The organism is Buttiauxella sp. BIGb0471, from assembly GCF_024807715.1.
Classification (GTDB): domain Bacteria; phylum Pseudomonadota; class Gammaproteobacteria; order Enterobacterales; family Enterobacteriaceae; genus Buttiauxella; species Buttiauxella agrestis.
In genome coordinates this window covers 408,048-424,649 of the sequence record NZ_JANUEU010000002.1, presented here as the reverse complement: position 1 = coordinate 424,649, position 16,602 = coordinate 408,048, and the positions used below count along the sequence as shown (strand labels likewise).

Sequence of the window (16,602 nt, the reverse complement as noted above, 5' to 3'; positions counted from 1 at the left end):
TCGAGGAATGATGATGAAACGCATTTGTTTACTTATTTCTTGCCTGTTATTAAGCGCCAATGTGCTGGCCGACAGTTGCGATAACGAGACATCGCAGGCTGGCCTGAATGAGTGTTACGGCAAAGAGTATAAAAAGCAGGATGATTTGCTCAATCAGACTTATCAGAAGGCAATGAAGCTCGCCACGGATACCCAGAAAACGCAGCTCAAAGCGGCGCAAAATGCGTGGATTGCTTTTCGCGATGCCGATTGTGCATTCTTAACCTCTGGCGCTGACGGCGCATCCGTCGCCCCAATGGTGCACGCACAATGTATGACAGACAAAACCCGTGAGCGCACGGAGCTGCTGAAAAGCACGCTCAATTGCGAAGAAGGCGACGTAAGCTGTGTTTTCCATCCAGGCTCGAATTAACGCACCCGAATACCTTCAATAATCATCCGCTGCACGTTTTCTACCGTGCGGCGGAAAAATGCCTCGTCCTGAAGATTGCTGCCCGCCACCGCTTCAACCTGGCTTGCGAAGTCAGCGTAGTGTTGAGTGGTTGCCCACAGCATGAAAATCAAATGGTGCGGGTCAACCGCCGCCAGTTTTCCGCTCTCGACCCAACCGGCAATAATGGCCGATTTTTCGTCCACCAGCGTTTTTAAATCCCCGGTTAATTCTTCTTTCAGCAACGGCGCGCCTTGCAGCATTTCGAGGCAGAACAAGCGCGAGGCCTGCGGGTAATCACGTGAAACTTCCAGTTTCAGACGGATGTATTCGCCTATCGCCACCAGCGGCTGTAAATCTTCACGAAAAGCACGCAACGGCGCCAGCCAGATATCCAGAATTTGTTTGAGCACCGCGACGTAGAGCGCTTCTTTGGAAGGGTAATAATAGAGAAGATTGGTTTTCGACACTTCGGCACGCTCAGCGACCTGCTCGATGCTGGTGCCGTGAATGCCAAACTGGGAGAAAAACTCCAGTCCCGCAGCCAGAATTGCCTGCTTTTTCGCTGCGACCGCACGCACACGCCGTCCGGTTTCTTTGGTTGCTGCGCCACCTTGTGCCATGCCATTTCTCTTTATTCGGTTTTGCCCAACAGCATAGCAAAAGCGCCTGGCGACAACGATCTGTTTGCGCCCCTTTGCACCCTGAACGCGCACTGACGCGTGTTTTTTGTGCACTCATTTTGACCAAACAGTCTGATTTTAACACATCAAAAATAGAAACTAATTCTCAACATTATGATAACAAAACAGTTTTCCAACCTGGCATCCGGCTTGCAAAGACTCAACTGAAAGCAACCATTTCCAGAGAGGCTTGTGATGAAAATTGGCGTATTCGTTCCTATCGGCAACAACGGCTGGTTAATTTCTACTAACGCGCCGCAATACATGCCCACGTTTGAGCTGAACAAAGCGATTGTGCAAAAAGCCGAATATTACGATTTCGACTTTGCCCTCTCGATGATCAAACTGCGTGGCTTTGGCGGCAAAACCGAATTTTGGGATCATAACCTCGAATCGTTCAGCCTGATGGCAGGGCTTGCGGCGGTGACGTCCAAAATTCAGATTTACGCGACGGCGGCCACGCTCACATTGCCGCCTGCTATCGTGGCGCGAATGGCGTCGACCATTGATTCCATCGCACCGGGGCGCTTTGGGGTAAATCTGGTGACCGGCTGGCAGAAACCGGAATACGAGCAAATGGGCATCTGGCCGGGCGATGAATATTTCGCTCGTCGCTACGACTACCTTTCTGAATACGCCACGGTGCTGCGCGATTTGTGGGGAACCGGGCAAAGTGATTTAAAAGGTGAGTTTTTCACCATGAACGATTGCCGCTTAAGCCCGCGCCCCTCTCAGCCTGTGAAAATGATTTGCGCCGGGCAGAGCGATGCGGGCATGGCATTTTCTGCCGAATATGCCGATTACAACTTCTGCTTTGGCAAAGGTGTGAATACGCCAACCGCCTTCGCTCCCACTGCCGCGCGCATGGTTGAAGCGGCGCAAATAACCGGGCGCGATGTCGGTTCCTACGTGCTGTTTATGATTATCGCCGATGAATCCGACGAAGCCGCCCGCGCCAAATGGGAGCACTACAAAGCGGGTGCCGATGAAGAAGCGCTGGCCTGGTTGACCGAACAAAGTCAAAAAGACACGCGTTCCGGTTCCGATACCAACGTGCGCCAGATGGCTGACCCCACTTCAGCGGTCAATATCAACATGGGCACTTTAGTCGGCTCTTACGCCACCGTCGCCCGTCTGCTGGATGAAGTCGCCACCGTTCCCGGTGCCGAAGGCGTACTGCTCACCTTTGATGATTTCCTCGCAGGCATTGAAGCTTTCGGCGAAAAAATCCAACCGTTGATGCAGTCGCGTTCGCATCTTTCCCCTTCTGCTCGCGAGGTGGCGTGATGAAAAAAATCACTCTTGATGCTCGCCCGGAAGCCCTCACCTTTGCCGCTGAGCAAACGGCGCTGATCGTCGTCGATATGCAAAATGCTTATGCAAGCCAGGGCGGTTATCTGGACCTTGCGGGCTTTGATGTTTCGGCAACCAAACCGGTTATCGAAAACATTAAAACAGCGGTGGCCGCCGCTCGGGAAGCAGGCATGTTGATTGTCTGGTTCCAGAACGGTTGGGACAGCGATTATGTCGAAGCTGGCGGGCCAGGTTCGCCGAATTTCCACAAGTCCAACGCTCTCAAAACCATGCGCAAGCAGCCGGAATTACAGGGAAAACTGCTGGCAAAAGGCAGCTGGGATTACCAACTGGTAGACGAACTGGTGCCGCAGCCAGGCGATATCGTGCTGCCCAAACCTCGTTACAGTGGTTTCTTTAACACGCCGTTGGATAGCATTTTGCGATCGCGGGGCATTCGCCACCTGGTGTTTACCGGTATCGCCACCAACGTTTGCGTGGAATCAACACTGCGCGATGGCTTTTTCCTCGAATATTTTGGCGTGGTTTTAGCCGATGCCACGCATCAGGCTGGGCCTGCGTTTGCGCAGCAAGCCGCACTTTTCAATATTGAAACGTTCTTTGGTTGGGTGAGCGACGTCGGCACGTTTTGCCAGGCGTTACAGCCGCAATCCCTTGCCCGAATCGCCTGAACAGGAGAATGCCGATGCCGAAATCTGTGATTATGCCTCCGGGAACCACAACCCCTATCGCGCCATTTGTACCGGGCACGCTGGCCGATGGTGTGGTGTATGTCTCCGGCACGTTGCCGTTCGATAAGCAAAACAATGTGGTGTATGTCGGAGACGCCAAAGCCCAGACGCGCCATGTGCTGGAAACCATAAAATCGGTGATTGAAACCGCAGGCGGCACCATGGATGACGTGACGTTTAACTCGATTTTCATCACCGACTGGAGCAACTACGCCGCCATCAACGAAGTGTACGCCGAGTTTTTCCCCGGCGAAAAACCGGCCCGCTTCTGCATTCAATGCGGGCTGGTAAAACCCGACGCGTTGGTTGAGATCGCCAGCGTCGCGCATATCGGGAAATAGCTTATGCAAATTGAGCTGACTCCAGCGCCCTTCACCGACGCCCCCGTTCTGCTCTTGATTGCGGGGCTTGGAGGAACTGGCAATTACTGGCTGCCACAACGAGCGACACTGAGCGAACATTACCAACTGGTGGTGTACGACCAGCGCGGGACGGGCGTGAACCGCGAGCCGCTGCCCACTGATTACTCGCTTGCCGATATGGCCTATGAAATCCACAACGCCTTGTTGCAACAGGGCATTACGCATTACAGCGTGCTCGGGCATGCACTCGGCGGGCTGGTCGCCCTGCAACTGGCGCTGGACTACCCGGCGTCTATTGATCGCATTGCGATAATCAATGGCTGGTTGCAGCTCAATGCCCATACGCGGCGCTGTTTTGCGGTGCGTGAAACGCTGCTGCGCGAGAGTGGCCCTGCCGCCTATTTGCAGGCTCAACCGCTTTTTCTCTACCCGGCAGACTGGATGGCGGCGAATCAGCCGCGCCTCGAAGCAGAAGAAGCGATGCACAATGCGCACTTTCAGGGAGCTGAAAATCTGACTTGCCGCCTGAATGCGCTGAAGGCAGCTGACTTCCACGACACAGCTGCACATATTCACCAACCGGTGCTGCTGATTTGCTCCCGCGACGATCTGCTGGTGCCGTGGAATTGTTCTGTGGAATTACATGAAGCGTTGGCTGAAAGCACGCTTGAGATGATGCCGTGGGGTGGACACGCCTGCAACGTCACTGACGCGAACAATTTTAATCAACGGTTTCTCAGCGCAATGAGCGCTTTGCAGCAAGTCGAACCCTCTTTTCAGAAGGAAAATGTATGAGTCATGCCCTCTCAAGCGAGGCACTGGAAACGCTGTTTACCGGCGCTCGAACCCACAGCGCGTGGCTGGATAAACCGGTGAGTGATGCCCAGCTTGCCGAGATTTATAACCTGATGCGACTTGGCCCAACCTCCGCCAACTGTTCGCCTGCACGCTTTTTATTTGTCCGCAGCCCGGAGGCAAAAGCACGCCTGAAACCCGCGCTGTCATCGGGAAATATCGACAAAACCATGAGCGCGCCCGTGACCGCCATCGTGGCCTGGGATCCGGTTTTCTTTGAACAATTGCCGACGTTATTCCCCTACGCCGACGCCCGCGCCTGGTTTACCTCAAGCCCGGAGCTGGCAGAAGAAACGGCATTTCGCAACAGCTCCATGCAGGCCGCCTATCTGATTGCGGCCTGTCGGGCGCTCGGTTTCGACACCGGGCCGATGTCCGGTTTTGACCGTAAAAAAGTCGATGCGGAGTTTTTCAGCGCCAACGGCTGGAAAAGTAATTTGCTGATAAACATCGGTTATGGCGACCCGGCAAAAGCCCATACGCGTCTGCCACGTCTAGCGTTTGAAGCCGCCTGCCGCGTGGCTTAAGGAGCAAAGATGATTGAGAAACAAATCTTCCGCGATGCGATGTCGTGCCTGGGGGCGGCGGTGAATATCGTCACCACCGACGGTCCTGCCGGACGCGCGGGCTTTACCGCATCAGCGGTGTGCAGCGTCACAGACGACCCGCCAACCCTGCTGGTTTGCCTGAATCGTAGCGCGTCGGTGTGGCCGATTTTTAGCCGCAACGAGGCGCTGTGCGTCAACACTCTGGCCGCCGGACACGAAGCGTTATCCAATCTGTTTGGCGGAAAAACCGCCATGACCGAGCGCTTTTCCGCCGCGCGCTGGCGAAACGGCGCGACAGGTTGTCCGCAACTTGAAGGGGCCATTGTCTCTTTTGATTGCCGTATCAGCCAGGTCGTCAGTGTGGGCACGCATGACATTTTATTCTGTGAATTAGTGGATCTTGAACGTAATGACGAGTCCCACGGTCTGGTGTGGTTTGACCGTGGCTATCACCAACTGATGCGGCCTGCCTGTTAGCCGAAACGTGTTCCCTTGGAGATGAATATGGCGAATTCCTGGTTTCCACAATGGCGTAAAAAAACTGCGATAACGGAAGGCGGAGTCATCGCCCCGGATGAAACGCTGCCGCTCGGTCAAACGCTGGTGATGGGCGTGCAGCATGCGGTGGCAATGTTTGGCGCAACGGTACTGATGCCGCTTTTGATGGGGCTTGATCCTAATTTGTCGATATTAATGTCGGGGGTTGGGACGCTGCTATTCTTCCTGGTTACCGGAGGGCGCGTACCGAGTTACTTAGGCTCGAGTGCCGCGTTTGTCGGCGTGGTGATTGCAGTGACCGGCTTTAACGGGCAAGGCTTAAACCCGCATTTAAGCGTGGCGCTCGGCGGAATTATCGCCTGTGGCCTGGTGTATACGCTGATTGGGTTTGTGGTGATGAAGGCCGGAACGCGCTGGATTGAACGGCTGATGCCTCCCGTCGTGACCGGTGCAGTGGTGATGGCCATCGGCCTGAATCTGGCACCCATTGCGGTGCGGGGCGTTTCCGCCAGCAGCTTCGATAGCTGGATGGCGGTCATGACGGTGATGTGTATCGGGCTGGTGGCGGTGTTTACCCGAGGCATGATCCAACGGTTGTTAATTCTGATTGGCCTCATCCTCGCCTGCGCCATTTACGCGGTACTGGCAAATGGTTTTGGTTTCGGTAAACCGGTGGATTTTGCGCTGATCGGTGCTGCGGCATGGTTCGGTATTCCGCAAATGACTTCCCCGACGTTTAACGTGCAGGCGATGATGCTGATAGCGCCCGTGGCGGTGATTCTGGTGGCAGAAAACCTCGGACATTTAAAAGCCGTTGCCGGAATGACGGGTAAAAATATGGACCCGTACATCGGCAAAGCGTTTGTCGGGGATGGCCTGGCAACCATGCTTTCAGGCTCGGTCGGTGGCAGCGGCGTGACGACCTACGCGGAGAATATCGGTGTGATGGCGGTGACAAAAGTCTATTCAACACTGGTGTTTGTCGCCGCCTCCGGCATCGCCATGTTATTAGGTTTTTCACCAAAATTTGGCGCGCTTATCCATACTATTCCGGGGCCAGTGATTGGCGGCGCATCTATTGTGGTGTTTGGCTTGATAGCCGTAGCAGGCGCACGGATCTGGGTGCAGCACAATGTTGATTTAAGCCAGAACAGCAACCTGATTATGGTGGCGGTAACGCTGGTATTGGGGGCGGGTGATTTCGCCTTAACGATCGGTGGTTTCACGCTCGGCGGGATTGGGACGGCTACTTTTGGCGCGATTATACTGAACGCTATTTTGAGCCGCCGCCCGGTGGTTATTGCCGACGGCGCAGTCGTTCCATAAGTCGGATGACGCTTCGCTTATCCGACCTACAGTTAGTCGTTGTAGGTCGGGCTAGCGTAGCGCCCCCCCGACAAAAAAGACATATCCGGTCTCTACAAAGCTGAGAGTGATTCCTGCTTCTTTTTGCGTTTGAGTTTTAGCTCGCTGACCAACACACCCAGCACAATCAATGCCCCGCCCAGTAGCGCCAAAACGGGTAATCGTTCTCCGGCAATACGTCCGAATATACCTGCCCAAACCGGTTCGCCGGTGTAAATCACCGTCGCTCGCGTCGGGGAAACGCTGCGTTGCGCCCAGTTCATCGTCACTTGAATAATGGCGCTGAAAATCCCAAGACCTAACGCAATAGCCAGCAAATCAGGGGTAAATGCAGGAACACTTTCGCCAGCCGGAATCATGGTGGCAAACGCAACAATCGAGGCGGTTGCAAGCTGCACAATCGTGACGCGCTTAATATCCACTTTGCCCGCCCAGGCGCTGATAAGAATGATTTCTGCGGCAATCGCCAGGGCGCTAATCAGCGTGATAATTTCACCCGCGCCAAGCGTTAACGAGGTGCCGTCCGGCCCGGCAAGAAAAATCAGGCCGATAAACGCAAGTGCTACGCCAATCCACGACATCACACCCGGCATTCTGCCCAGACAAATCCATTGCAGAACGGGCACCAGCGGCACGTACATCGCGGTAATAAATGCGGATTTGCTGCTGGGAATGGTCTGTAAACCCCAGGTTTGCATGCTGTAACCTATCGCAATCGACACCCCGATAAACACACCAGCTTTGATCTCAAGCCAGGTCAGGCCGCGCAGTGTTTTTAGCGACAGCAAACCAACCGCCAGCGCGGCGGTGGCAAAGCGTAATCCGACGAAAAAGAATGGCCCGCTCATCGTCATCGCATATGACACGGCAAGGAATGTCCCACCCCAAAACATGGTGATGAGGATCAGGATGGCTTCCTGGGGTTTAATGGCAAATTGGTAACGGCGCAGTAGGGCTGACATGGAAATACCGAAGCGGAATAAGCAAGCCGGATAGTGTGCTGTGCGACGGGGACCCGTGCAATGGGACAGACAAAATAAAACCGCCGGCTTTCACCGGCGGTTGGGGTTAACCAGGCTGCGTACGATTACTTACTGCTACCTTTGCCGTGGCTATTTTTGCCCCCTTTCTGGCCTGCTTCTGAGGCACGTTGCGGGTCATTTTTGAAGTTCCCGCCACTATGCTGGCCACCTTTGCGACCTGCTTCTGATGCTCTTTCACGGTCTTCAGCGAAATTACCTGACCCACCACGATGGTTTGCCATTTCTAACCTCCAGATTGGATTGCGAAATAGTTAAGAGATCATATTGCATTCGGTCAAAGAGTATTCTTTCACCGCGCGAACAAAACATAACAAAACATAAGTAACGTCGCGTGGAACTAAGCTTAGTGCAGACAGAGTAATTGACCAGTTAATCGTAATATCTTGCAACATGTAATCGCCAGAATGGGTGATTTTTTCGCCGCTTAATCCATAAGACTTTCTTATTTTTAGTGAAATAGTCACCTCAGGAAAATGTGACGTAATGCGACATTTCTCCTCAAATGCCTGCAAGATTGTGAAGGATCAAGGAATCGGCACTCAAGGTTGCAGTCTGAGCCACAGCACTTATCTTTAAAGTACGGCAGCAAACGCTGCGACACAGGTAAGGAGTGAAGCGAAATGGCTAAAGTTCTGGTGCTTTATTATTCAATGTACGGACACATCGAAACCATGGCACACGCTGTGGCAGAAGGTGCACAGAAGGTTGATGGCGTAGAGGTGACGGTGAAACGTGTCCCGGAAACCATGCCCGCCGAAGCATTCCTGAAAGCCGGTGGTAAGACGCAAAACGCCCCGCAAGCCACACCACAAGAGCTTGCCGATTACGACGCAATTATTTTTGGCACTCCAACCCGCTTTGGCAATATGTCCGGGCAGATGCGCACCTTCCTCGATCAAACGGGTGGCTTATGGGCATCAGGCGCTTTACACGGCAAGCTTGCCAGCGTGTTTAGTTCAACCGGCACTGGCGGCGGCCAGGAACATACCATCTCTTCAACCTGGACCACACTTGCCCACCACGGCATGGTGATTGTCCCTATCGGTTACGCGGCACAAGAATTGTTTGATGTCTCACAGGTTCGTGGTGGGACGCCTTACGGTGCAACAACGATTGCCGGAGCAGACGGTTCACGCCAGCCAAGCCAGGAAGAGCTTTCTATTGCCCGCTTCCAGGGTGAACACGTGGCAGGTCTGGCAGTCAAACTTCATGGTTAAATGACGTTCTGGAGGAGAGCATGCAGAATCAACAATCAAAAGTTCATCATGTTGGTGAATGGGCGAGTTTGAGAAACACTTCTCCTGAAATAGCAGAGGCTATTTTTGAAGTGGCAAAATACGACGAAAAATTAGCTGAGAAAATTTGGGAAGATGGCAACGACGAAGTCTTAACGTTGGCATTTGAAAAGACGGATAAAGATTCGCTATTTTGGGGCGAGCAAACCATCGAGCGGAAAAACGTTTAACCTGATTTCCCCCGCTCACGGCGGGGGATCCCCTTTCTTTTACTTCGCCTGACTCACCGATTGCGCTAATACTTCGGTGAATTTATCCCACGGGCAAAAACCATTCGCATCGGTCGGACAACCGTTAAGCTGGAGCGTCACACGCTGCGGAGGTTGTTGCAGGCTTAATACATCCGCCTTACGCAACTGCTCGGTGCTTTGATAGACGTACTCCACCTTCATCAATTCACGATTGTTATCCGCATCATGCCAACGCTGGAACATGATTTTCCCACCAATTGGCGTACGTTCATATTGTTCAGGTAATTGATAAGGTTTGAAATCCAGTGCCGTCAGCAGCGATGCAATGTTGGAGTCATGCCCAACCAGCAACGTGATTTTTGGCCCTTTATTATCATTGCCCGCCAACGCTTTCTGAATGTATTTGATCAGCGGTGCGGCGACATTTCGCGCCACTTGTGGCGAGGTAAACAGCGTGTCCTGATAACTATTTTTCAGCTGGGATAATACCTTCCACTGCTGGTCGGTTTTGATTTTCCCCCAGGCGACGTTATCGACCGGGAAGCCTTCGTAATATTGCAGCGTAAACGCATCCACCAGCGAGTTACCGACTTTGAGTGGGCCACTCACGCCAGGTTCTTCTGTGGCATTGGCGCTAAATTTGTCTTTCTGCGCGGTCAGGTCACACACCTGTTTTTCTTTGCAACCTGGCGAATCTTTGAATGCGACAATTTGCTCCAGCAGTTGGTAGCTGTCGTCCAGTTTGAAGTGCTCGCGCTGGGTTTCCATCGCCTTCAGAGCGGCTTGCTTAAACTCAGGCGAATCATTGGTGATGACCGGGTTGAAGGTTGGGTCCATGGTGCCCATTTTTTCCTGATGATGGACAGGCACATCACATCCAGGAAACGCCCCGGTGATAAAGAACTGCGCCGTAGCGACGGTACGTTGCAAGCTGTTAGCGTAGGCGTACACGCTTTGTGGCATTGGGCATTCACCACTTTTGACCAGCCCTTGTTCGGCAAGCCATTCACGTAAGTAATGGCCCATATACACTTCCAGCACGCCGCCTTTAGTGGTGAGCTGGCCACCCGGCACATCCCATTCAGGCCAGGACTGCGCCGTGGATTGTTCCAGTACGCTGCCATTGTTAGCCAGCGGGGCGCGCAGGTTATGGCGACTCATCAGCAACACTTGTTCAAGTTTGTAACCCTGTGGCGCGGTTTCGGCGTGCGCCAGTGCAGGTGCGAAGTAAGCCATAGCCAATAATGCCGCAATCGTTTTTTTATTCATCCCTTCATCCTCAAGATGTTATGGCACGAATGAAGTGCCGCATTCAGTTTGGCAGAAAAAACGGCTGTCGCCTTTTGACCCTGTCGCAAAAACAGTCGGTGAACGAAAGCGATTCCATCTATGTTTAATGGGGAAATCCCCATCTACTTTGACCAACGAGGCAATACCATGACGACGTCCCCTTCTGTTGCGGTCATTACCGGTGCTTCTTCGGGTATTGGCGCGGTTTATGCTGAACGCTTTGCCGTTCGCGGATACGATTTGTTGCTGGTTGCACGTAGGGAAGAACGCCTGCAAGAACTGGCTAACAAACTTCAGGCGCTGCATGGAATAAACGTCGAGATATTGCCCGCGGACCTTGCGGATGAAAGAGGAATTCAGGCGGTGGAAGAGGCAATACGACGCACCGACCACATAGAAGTGTTGGTGAATAACGCCGGAACTGCCCATATTGCGCCTTTTGTTGATGGCAGCGTTGAGTTGCATCTGGCGGATCTGATGTTGAATATCACCGCGCTGACCCGCCTGAGCCTTGCCGCCCTGACCCGCTTTAAGGCACAAAACAGCGGCACGATTATTAACATCGCGTCAGTGGTTTCACTTAATGCAACGGCCGGAAGTGCGGTATATAGCGGCACAAAGGGCTATGTGCTGAATTTCACCCGTGGTTTGCAAGAAGAAGTGGCAGGCAGCAACGTGCGAATTCAGGCGGTGCTACCGGCGATAACGGCCACGGAAATATGGGGCGTGTCGGGAGTGTCCATGGATATATTGCCGCCTGAGGCAATTATGACCAGTGAAAATATGGTGGATGCAGCCCTTGCCGGATTGGAAAACGGCGAAGCGGTGACCATCCCGGCGTTGCATGACCTGGCGAAATGGGAGGCTTATGAATCGGCCCGGTTGGCAATCTATCATGCCTGCCTGACTGGCGTGCCAGCACCGCGTTATAAGCAATAGCAATAACGAAAAAGCCCCAGCTTATTTCTAAGCTAGGGCTTGAATGTTGGTGGAAGCGTAGAGATTCGAACTCTAGAACCCTTTCGGATCGCCGGTTTTCAAGACCGGTGCCTTCAACCACTCGGCCACGCTTCCAACGAGGCGAACTATAAACATCTCCGAACTTCCTGTAAAGCCTGACTTTGTTCGTTCGCCTTAAAAATAACCAAAATCGTGTTATTTAATTGAAACATCAAAAAGTTAAAACGAAAAAGCCCCAGCTTATTTCTAAGCTAGGGCTTGAATGTTGGTGGAAGCGTAGAGATTCGAACTCTAGAACCCTTTCGGATCGCCGGTTTTCAAGACCGGTGCCTTCAACCACTCGGCCACGCTTCCAACGAGGCGAACTATAAACATCCCCATACTTCCTGTAAAGCATGATTTTGTTCGTTCGCCTGATAAATCACCAAACTCGCACCGTTTGAGTGAAACGCCAACAACTTGAGCAATTTAACATCAGAATTCGTTGCAAGTTTTGCAGCCTGCAACGAACCAACTATCAATGTTTTTTGATGTACATATCTTTGGTGTAGTAGAAACCAAGATTGTTTGGCGCGTATCCGCCGACATAAGGTTTCACTAACTGGACCAATACATAGTGATAAACCGGAATGGCTGGCACATCTTCCGCCAGTTTATCTTCGGCTTGTTGGTAGAACTTACCGCGCTGTTCCACATTGTCTGCTTTGGCTGCATTTTTTAGTGCGTCATCAAAAGCGGCATTGCTGTACTTCGAGGTATTTTCGCTATCGCCAGTGCGGAAGTTATTCAGGAATGTCGCCGCATCGTCGTAATCAGCAATCCACGCATAACGCACCACGTCAAATGTCCCGCTGTGCATAGTATCAAGCATGGTTTTCCATTCCTGGTTTTGCAGCTTCGCTTCTACTCCCAGGTTTTTGCTCCACATTGAACTGGCGGCAATGGCAATGCGTTGATGCGATTCAGAAGTGTTGTACAACAGATTGAATTTCAACGGATGGGTGGCATTAAACCCCGCTTCTTCCAGAAGCTTTTTCGCTTCCGCTACACGCTTCTCATGGCTCCAACTGGCGTAATCAGGTGATTTGAGTTCGACACCACCAATATCTTTCTGGCTGATGACCCAGGCCGGGATTTGCCCCTGCCCCAGCACTTTTTCAGCGATGATGTCTTTATCCAGTGCCATGTTCAGCGCACGCCGCACACGCGGGTCGTTAAATGGCGCTTTAGTGGTATTAAATTGGTAGTAGTAGGTCGCCAGTTTAGGTGTCACATGCACCTGATCGGGTATAGATTTCTTCAGTGAAGCGTACAGCGTTTGCGGCACAGTCAAAACAATATCGATTTCACCGGCTTTATAGCGATTGATGTCTGAGGTTTCAGAAGCAATGGGCAAATAAGTCACTTTGTTAATAACGGTGTGGCTATCGTCCCAATAGTTTTTATTACGCACCCCGATAACTTTTTCGTTTACTACCCAGTCAGAAAGTGTGTATGGCCCACTACTGACAAAATTAGCCGGCTGCGTCCATTTGTCGCCAAACTTCTCAACAACGGCTTTATCAACCACCACCAGCGAGGTGTGTGCGAGCATTGCGAGGAAGGCGGCAGTAGGTTGAGTCAGCGTAACTTGCAGCGTGGTTGCATCTAACGCTTTCACACCTAACGTATCAGGGGATTTTTTACCCTCTGCAATATCTGCCGCGTTTTCCACATGCATATTGCCGAGATAGCTCGCATAAGGTGATCCTATTTTGGGATCAACCAGACGCTGCCAACTCCAGACCACATCTTCAGCAGTGATCGGCTCACCGTTGGACCATTTAATGCCAGGGCGAAGATGAAAAACCCATTCCGTGCTGCTTTTTTGTTCCCACTTGTCGGCCAGTCTTGGCTCGATGGAACCATCGTTGCGTACCTCTACCAGCCCTTCAAAAAAATCACTGATAATTGCCGACTCCACACTACTTTCTACTTTATGAGGATCAAGTGAAGCCGGTTCACTGCCATTGTTGCGTACTAGTTCCTGTTTCGCAGCCAGTTCGGTTCCTGCTGGCACATTCGCCGCCCAGGCACCTGAAATTGCACTAGCCAGTCCAATTGCGATAAACGATTTCATAAATGTGATGTGGTTATTTGTTTTCATAACACGCCTTATTTGAGTTATTAACGACGGTACGGTTAACACTCTTAGCAGCCGAAATAGATAAAGCAATAAATTTCAGTCACATATAAGTGAGTTTTATGACGGAGGTCTGGTCTGTGAAATAATGCCCGGCAAGGTAAAGATGGGTAAAAGGACTTTATTGCAATAAAGGAGGCCATTACTCTCAGTCACTATAACCACTGCTATAAGAGAGAGTTTCTGAATGGATCGCATAATTACTTCCTCGCGTGACCGTTCGTCACTGCTGAGTACCCACAAGGTACTGCGTAATACCTATTTCCTGCTCAGCCTGACGCTGGCGTTTTCTGCGATTACCGCAACCGCCAGCACCGTGCTGATGCTGCCATCTCCAGGTTTGATTCTGACGCTTGTCGGCATGTATGGCCTGATGTTTTTAACCTACCGTCTGGCAGATAAGCCGACCGGTATTCTGGCTGCATTCGCCTTTACTGGCTTCCTGGGGTATATCCTTGGGCCAATGCTGAACGCCTATATTTCCGCTGGCATGGGCGATGTCATTGGCATGGCGCTGGGCGGCACCGCACTAGTGTTCTTCAGTTGCTCTGCTTATGTGCTGACCACCAAAAAAGACATGTCCTTCCTCGGCGGTATGCTGATGGCAGGCGTGGTGGTGGTGCTTATCGGTATGGTGGCAAACATCTTCCTGCAATTGCCTGCTCTGCATCTGGCAATCAGCGCGGTGTTTATTCTGATTTCATCCGGTGCGATTTTGTTTGAAACCAGCAATATCATCCGTGGTGGCGAAACCAACTACATTCGCGCAACGGTGAGCCTGTACGTTTCTCTGTACAATATCTTCATCAGCCTGTTGAGCATTCTGGGCTTCGCAAGCCGCGATTAATCTCATAAAGCATCTCACACCAAAGCCTCGCATCTGCGGGGCTTTGTTTTTTCTGGCCCGGTAAATTTGCTACACTGCGCCCAGTTTGTCTGGAGCAAAGAATAATTATGTTGATGTTTGAAGGCCGTGAGATAGAAACCGATGCCGATGGTTATCTTAAAAATAGCCAGGAGTGGAGCGAACCGCTGGCAGAAGCGATAGCCGCTAACGAAGGCATTACCCTTGCCGTAGAACACTGGGAAGTGGTGAGATTCGTGCGTGAGTTTTACCTGGAATTTAATACTTCCCCGGCGATTCGGATGCTGGTTAAAGCCATGGCAAACAAATTCGGAGAAGAAAAAGGCAATAGCCGTTATCTGTATCGATTGTTTCCAAAAGGGCCGGCTAAGCAGGCAACAAAAATTGCTGGCCTGCCAAAACCGGTGAAATGCATTTAGTAGCGAATACTAAAGTCTGTCCATTGGCGGTCGGGTTGGTGTGGTTCTGTCAGCACTTTATCCACCCTGGCACTGCGCGGCCCCCCAGCTTTTAGCCATGCGATGAGCGCCTCAACCTGTTGCGCTTCACCGCAGGCCAATACCTCAACGCTACCGTCATCCATATTGCGGGCATAACCGGTTAACCCCAGTTTTAACCCCTCGCGCTGGGTGCTGTAACGAAAACCGACTCCCTGAACCAGGCCGTGGACCCAGGCAAGTGTGCATACTGTGGCCATAACTTCCTCCGTTTCGGGTTCTTGCGTTGCATTTAGCCGGTGTAAGCCGGAAAATGACGCCCAATTATTAGCAAGAAAGCATAGCAAATTATGAGTGTACGTTTAGTGTTAACCAAAGGGCGCGAAAAATCGTTATTGCGCCGTCATCCGTGGGTGTTTTCTGGTGCCGTTGCACGCATGGAAGGCAAAGCCAACCTTGGTGAAACGATTGATGTCGTCGATAGCCAGGGCAAATGGTTAGCCCGCGCCGCTTATTCCCCATCGTCGCAAATTCGTGCTCGCGTCTGGACATTTGATGCCAACGAAAGCATTGATATTGAATTCTTCATTCGTCGTTTAAAGCAGGCGCAACTTTGGCGCGAATGGCTCGCCGCGCGTGACGGGCTGGACAGCTATCGTCTGATTGCAGGCGAGTCCGATGGAATGCCTGGCGTCACTATCGATCGTTTCGGCAATTTTTTAGTGCTGCAATTGCTTTCAGCCGGTGCGGAATATCAACGCCCGGCGCTAGTTGCCGCATTACAAAACCTCTACCCAGAATGCGCGATTTACGACCGTTCTGACGTAGCGGTGCGTAAGAAAGAAGGCATGGAATTAACGCAAGGCCCGGTCAGCGGTGAACTGCCGCCGGATTTGCTGCCAATCGAAGAGCACGGCATGAAGTTACTGGTCGATATCAAAGGCGGCCACAAAACCGGCTATTACCTTGACCAGCGTGACAGCCGTTTTGCCACTCGCCAGTATGTGAAAGATAAGCGTGTGCTGAACTGCTTCTCTTATACAGGTGGTTTTGCGGTTTCTGCTTTGATGGGCGGATGTAGCCAGGTTGTCAGCGTGGACACCTCTCAGGATGCGCTGGATGTTGCGAAGCAAAACGTTGAGCTGAACAAACTCGATTTGAGCAAAGCTGAGTTCTTGCGTGATGATGTATTTAAACTGCTGCGCAAGTATCGCGACCAGGGTGAGAAGTTCGACGTCATCGTGATGGACCCACCGAAGTTTGTCGAAAACAAGAGCCAATTGATGGGCGCTTGCCGCGGCTACAAAGATATCAATATGCTGGCAATTCAGCTGTTGAATCCGGGTGGCATTCTGATGACTTTCTCTTGTTCTGGACTGATGACGACAGATTTATTCCAGAAAATCATTGCTGATGCCGCCGTTGATGCCGGGCGTGATGTACAATTTATAGAGCAGTTCCGCCAGGCCGCCGATCACCCAGTGATCGCGACCTACCCGGAAGGGCTGTATTTGAAAGGGTTTGCCTGTCGCGTCATGTAACTTGAAAAATGG

Annotated in this window: 20 protein-coding genes and 2 tRNA genes; 14 read left to right on the top strand and 8 right to left on the bottom strand. The window is 52.0% G+C overall.

From position 1 onward, the window contains the following. Window positions 1-13: 13 nt before the first annotated feature. The gene (locus M2371_RS08500; RefSeq protein ID WP_259267457.1) at window positions 14-412 is read left to right on the top strand and encodes a lysozyme inhibitor LprI family protein; all 399 of its coding nucleotides are present in this window, start codon (window positions 14-16) and stop codon (window positions 410-412) included. Here M2371_RS08500 and rutR read toward each other — a convergent pair. Then, the gene (rutR, locus tag M2371_RS08495) at window positions 409-1,053 is read right to left on the bottom strand and encodes an HTH-type transcriptional regulator RutR (RefSeq protein ID WP_034494395.1); all 645 of its coding nucleotides are present in this window, start codon (window positions 1,051-1,053) and stop codon (window positions 409-411) included. The genes M2371_RS08500 and rutR overlap by 4 nt on opposite strands. A 255-nt stretch (window positions 1,054-1,308) precedes the next feature. Here rutR and rutA point away from each other — a divergent pair, with 255 nt between their 5' ends. Genes rutA through rutG form a run of 7 tightly spaced genes read left to right on the top strand, consistent with a single transcriptional unit; the run spans window position 1,309 to window position 6,747 of the window. Next, window positions 1,309-2,400: a pyrimidine utilization protein A gene (gene rutA, locus M2371_RS08490; protein ID WP_259267456.1), complete on the top strand. Its 1,092-nt coding sequence runs from the start codon at window positions 1,309-1,311 to the stop codon at window positions 2,398-2,400. Then, entirely contained in the window at window positions 2,400-3,098 is a 699-nt protein-coding gene (gene rutB, locus M2371_RS08485) for a pyrimidine utilization protein B (RefSeq protein ID WP_259267455.1), read from the top strand. The genes rutA and rutB overlap by 1 nt, the downstream gene beginning before the upstream one ends. Window positions 3,099-3,112: 14 nt before the next feature. After that, a complete protein-coding gene (rutC, locus tag M2371_RS08480) occupies window positions 3,113-3,499 on the top strand; it encodes a pyrimidine utilization protein C (protein WP_259267454.1) in 387 nt (128 codons plus the stop codon). A gap of 3 nt (window positions 3,500-3,502) precedes the next feature. Beyond that, window positions 3,503-4,315 carry a pyrimidine utilization protein D gene (rutD, locus tag M2371_RS08475; protein ID WP_259267453.1) on the top strand — a complete coding sequence of 271 codons (813 nt, stop codon included), beginning with the start codon at window positions 3,503-3,505 and terminating at the stop codon, window positions 4,313-4,315. After that, complete coding sequence (locus M2371_RS08470; RefSeq protein ID WP_259267452.1) at window positions 4,312-4,902, top strand: malonic semialdehyde reductase; 591 nt, start codon at window positions 4,312-4,314, stop codon at window positions 4,900-4,902. Before rutD ends, M2371_RS08470 begins: the two co-directional genes overlap by 4 nt. Before the next feature lie 9 nt (window positions 4,903-4,911). Next, window positions 4,912-5,400, top strand: coding sequence for an NADH-dependent FMN reductase RutF (rutF, locus tag M2371_RS08465; RefSeq protein WP_259267451.1), 489 nt, complete (start codon window positions 4,912-4,914; stop codon window positions 5,398-5,400). 27 nt (window positions 5,401-5,427) lie between these two features. After that, window positions 5,428-6,747 carry a pyrimidine utilization transport protein G gene (gene rutG / locus M2371_RS08460; protein WP_259267450.1) on the top strand — a complete coding sequence of 440 codons (1,320 nt, stop codon included), beginning with the start codon at window positions 5,428-5,430 and terminating at the stop codon, window positions 6,745-6,747. Window positions 6,748-6,839: 92 nt separating this feature from the next. Here the strand turns inward: rutG and M2371_RS08455 are convergent, their stop codons facing one another. Together M2371_RS08455 and M2371_RS08450 are read right to left on the bottom strand one after the other, a co-directional pair. Beyond that, a complete protein-coding gene (locus M2371_RS08455; protein ID WP_172894955.1) occupies window positions 6,840-7,748 on the bottom strand; it encodes a DMT family transporter in 909 nt (302 codons plus the stop codon). Window positions 7,749-7,873: 125 nt separating this feature from the next. Further along, window positions 7,874-8,050 carry a general stress protein gene (locus M2371_RS08450; RefSeq protein WP_034456279.1) on the bottom strand — a complete coding sequence of 59 codons (177 nt, stop codon included), beginning with the start codon at window positions 8,048-8,050 and terminating at the stop codon, window positions 7,874-7,876. 399 nt (window positions 8,051-8,449) lie between these two features. Here M2371_RS08450 and wrbA point away from each other — a divergent pair, with 399 nt between their 5' ends. Then, a complete protein-coding gene (wrbA, locus tag M2371_RS08445; protein WP_172894956.1) occupies window positions 8,450-9,046 on the top strand; it encodes an NAD(P)H:quinone oxidoreductase in 597 nt (198 codons plus the stop codon). Between the two features lie 20 nt (window positions 9,047-9,066). Further along, window positions 9,067-9,294, top strand: coding sequence for a YccJ family protein (locus M2371_RS08440; protein ID WP_034494378.1), 228 nt, complete (start codon window positions 9,067-9,069; stop codon window positions 9,292-9,294). 39 nt (window positions 9,295-9,333) lie between these two features. Here M2371_RS08440 and agp read toward each other — a convergent pair whose 3' ends face one another. Next, the gene (agp, locus tag M2371_RS08435) at window positions 9,334-10,584 is read right to left on the bottom strand and encodes a bifunctional glucose-1-phosphatase/inositol phosphatase (protein ID WP_259267449.1); all 1,251 of its coding nucleotides are present in this window, start codon (window positions 10,582-10,584) and stop codon (window positions 9,334-9,336) included. 168 nt (window positions 10,585-10,752) lie between these two features. Here agp and M2371_RS08430 point away from each other — a divergent pair, with 168 nt between their 5' ends. Then, window positions 10,753-11,544, top strand: a complete 792-nt coding sequence (locus M2371_RS08430; RefSeq protein ID WP_259267448.1) for an SDR family oxidoreductase — start codon at window positions 10,753-10,755, stop codon at window positions 11,542-11,544. Window positions 11,545-11,591: 47 nt separating this feature from the next. Here M2371_RS08430 and M2371_RS08425 read toward each other — a convergent pair. From M2371_RS08425 to M2371_RS08415, 3 genes are all read right to left on the bottom strand, one after another. Next, window positions 11,592-11,679, bottom strand: a tRNA-Ser gene (locus M2371_RS08425). Between the two features lie 152 nt (window positions 11,680-11,831). Beyond that, window positions 11,832-11,919, bottom strand: a tRNA-Ser gene (locus tag M2371_RS08420). A gap of 163 nt (window positions 11,920-12,082) precedes the next feature. After that, window positions 12,083-13,684, bottom strand: a complete 1,602-nt coding sequence (locus M2371_RS08415; RefSeq protein WP_259267706.1) for an ABC transporter substrate-binding protein — start codon at window positions 13,682-13,684, stop codon at window positions 12,083-12,085. A 250-nt stretch (window positions 13,685-13,934) separates the two neighbouring features. Here M2371_RS08415 and yccA point away from each other — a divergent pair, with 250 nt between their 5' ends. Further along, window positions 13,935-14,594, top strand: a complete 660-nt coding sequence (gene yccA, locus M2371_RS08410; RefSeq protein ID WP_172894962.1) for an FtsH protease modulator YccA — start codon at window positions 13,935-13,937, stop codon at window positions 14,592-14,594. Between the two features lie 107 nt (window positions 14,595-14,701). Beyond that, on the top strand, window positions 14,702-15,031 hold the full coding sequence (gene tusE, locus M2371_RS08405) for a sulfurtransferase TusE (protein WP_064517637.1): 330 nt from the start codon (window positions 14,702-14,704) through the stop codon (window positions 15,029-15,031). Here the strand turns inward: tusE and yccX are convergent. After that, on the bottom strand, window positions 15,028-15,309 hold the full coding sequence (gene yccX, locus M2371_RS08400) for an acylphosphatase (protein WP_034494369.1): 282 nt from the start codon (window positions 15,307-15,309) through the stop codon (window positions 15,028-15,030). The two genes, tusE and yccX, sit on opposite strands and share 4 nt — an antisense overlap. A gap of 90 nt (window positions 15,310-15,399) precedes the next feature. Between yccX and rlmI the strand changes: the two genes are divergently transcribed. After that, window positions 15,400-16,590: a 23S rRNA (cytosine(1962)-C(5))-methyltransferase RlmI gene (gene rlmI, locus M2371_RS08395; RefSeq protein WP_115629735.1), complete on the top strand. Its 1,191-nt coding sequence runs from the start codon at window positions 15,400-15,402 to the stop codon at window positions 16,588-16,590. Window positions 16,591-16,602 lie beyond the last annotated feature (12 nt).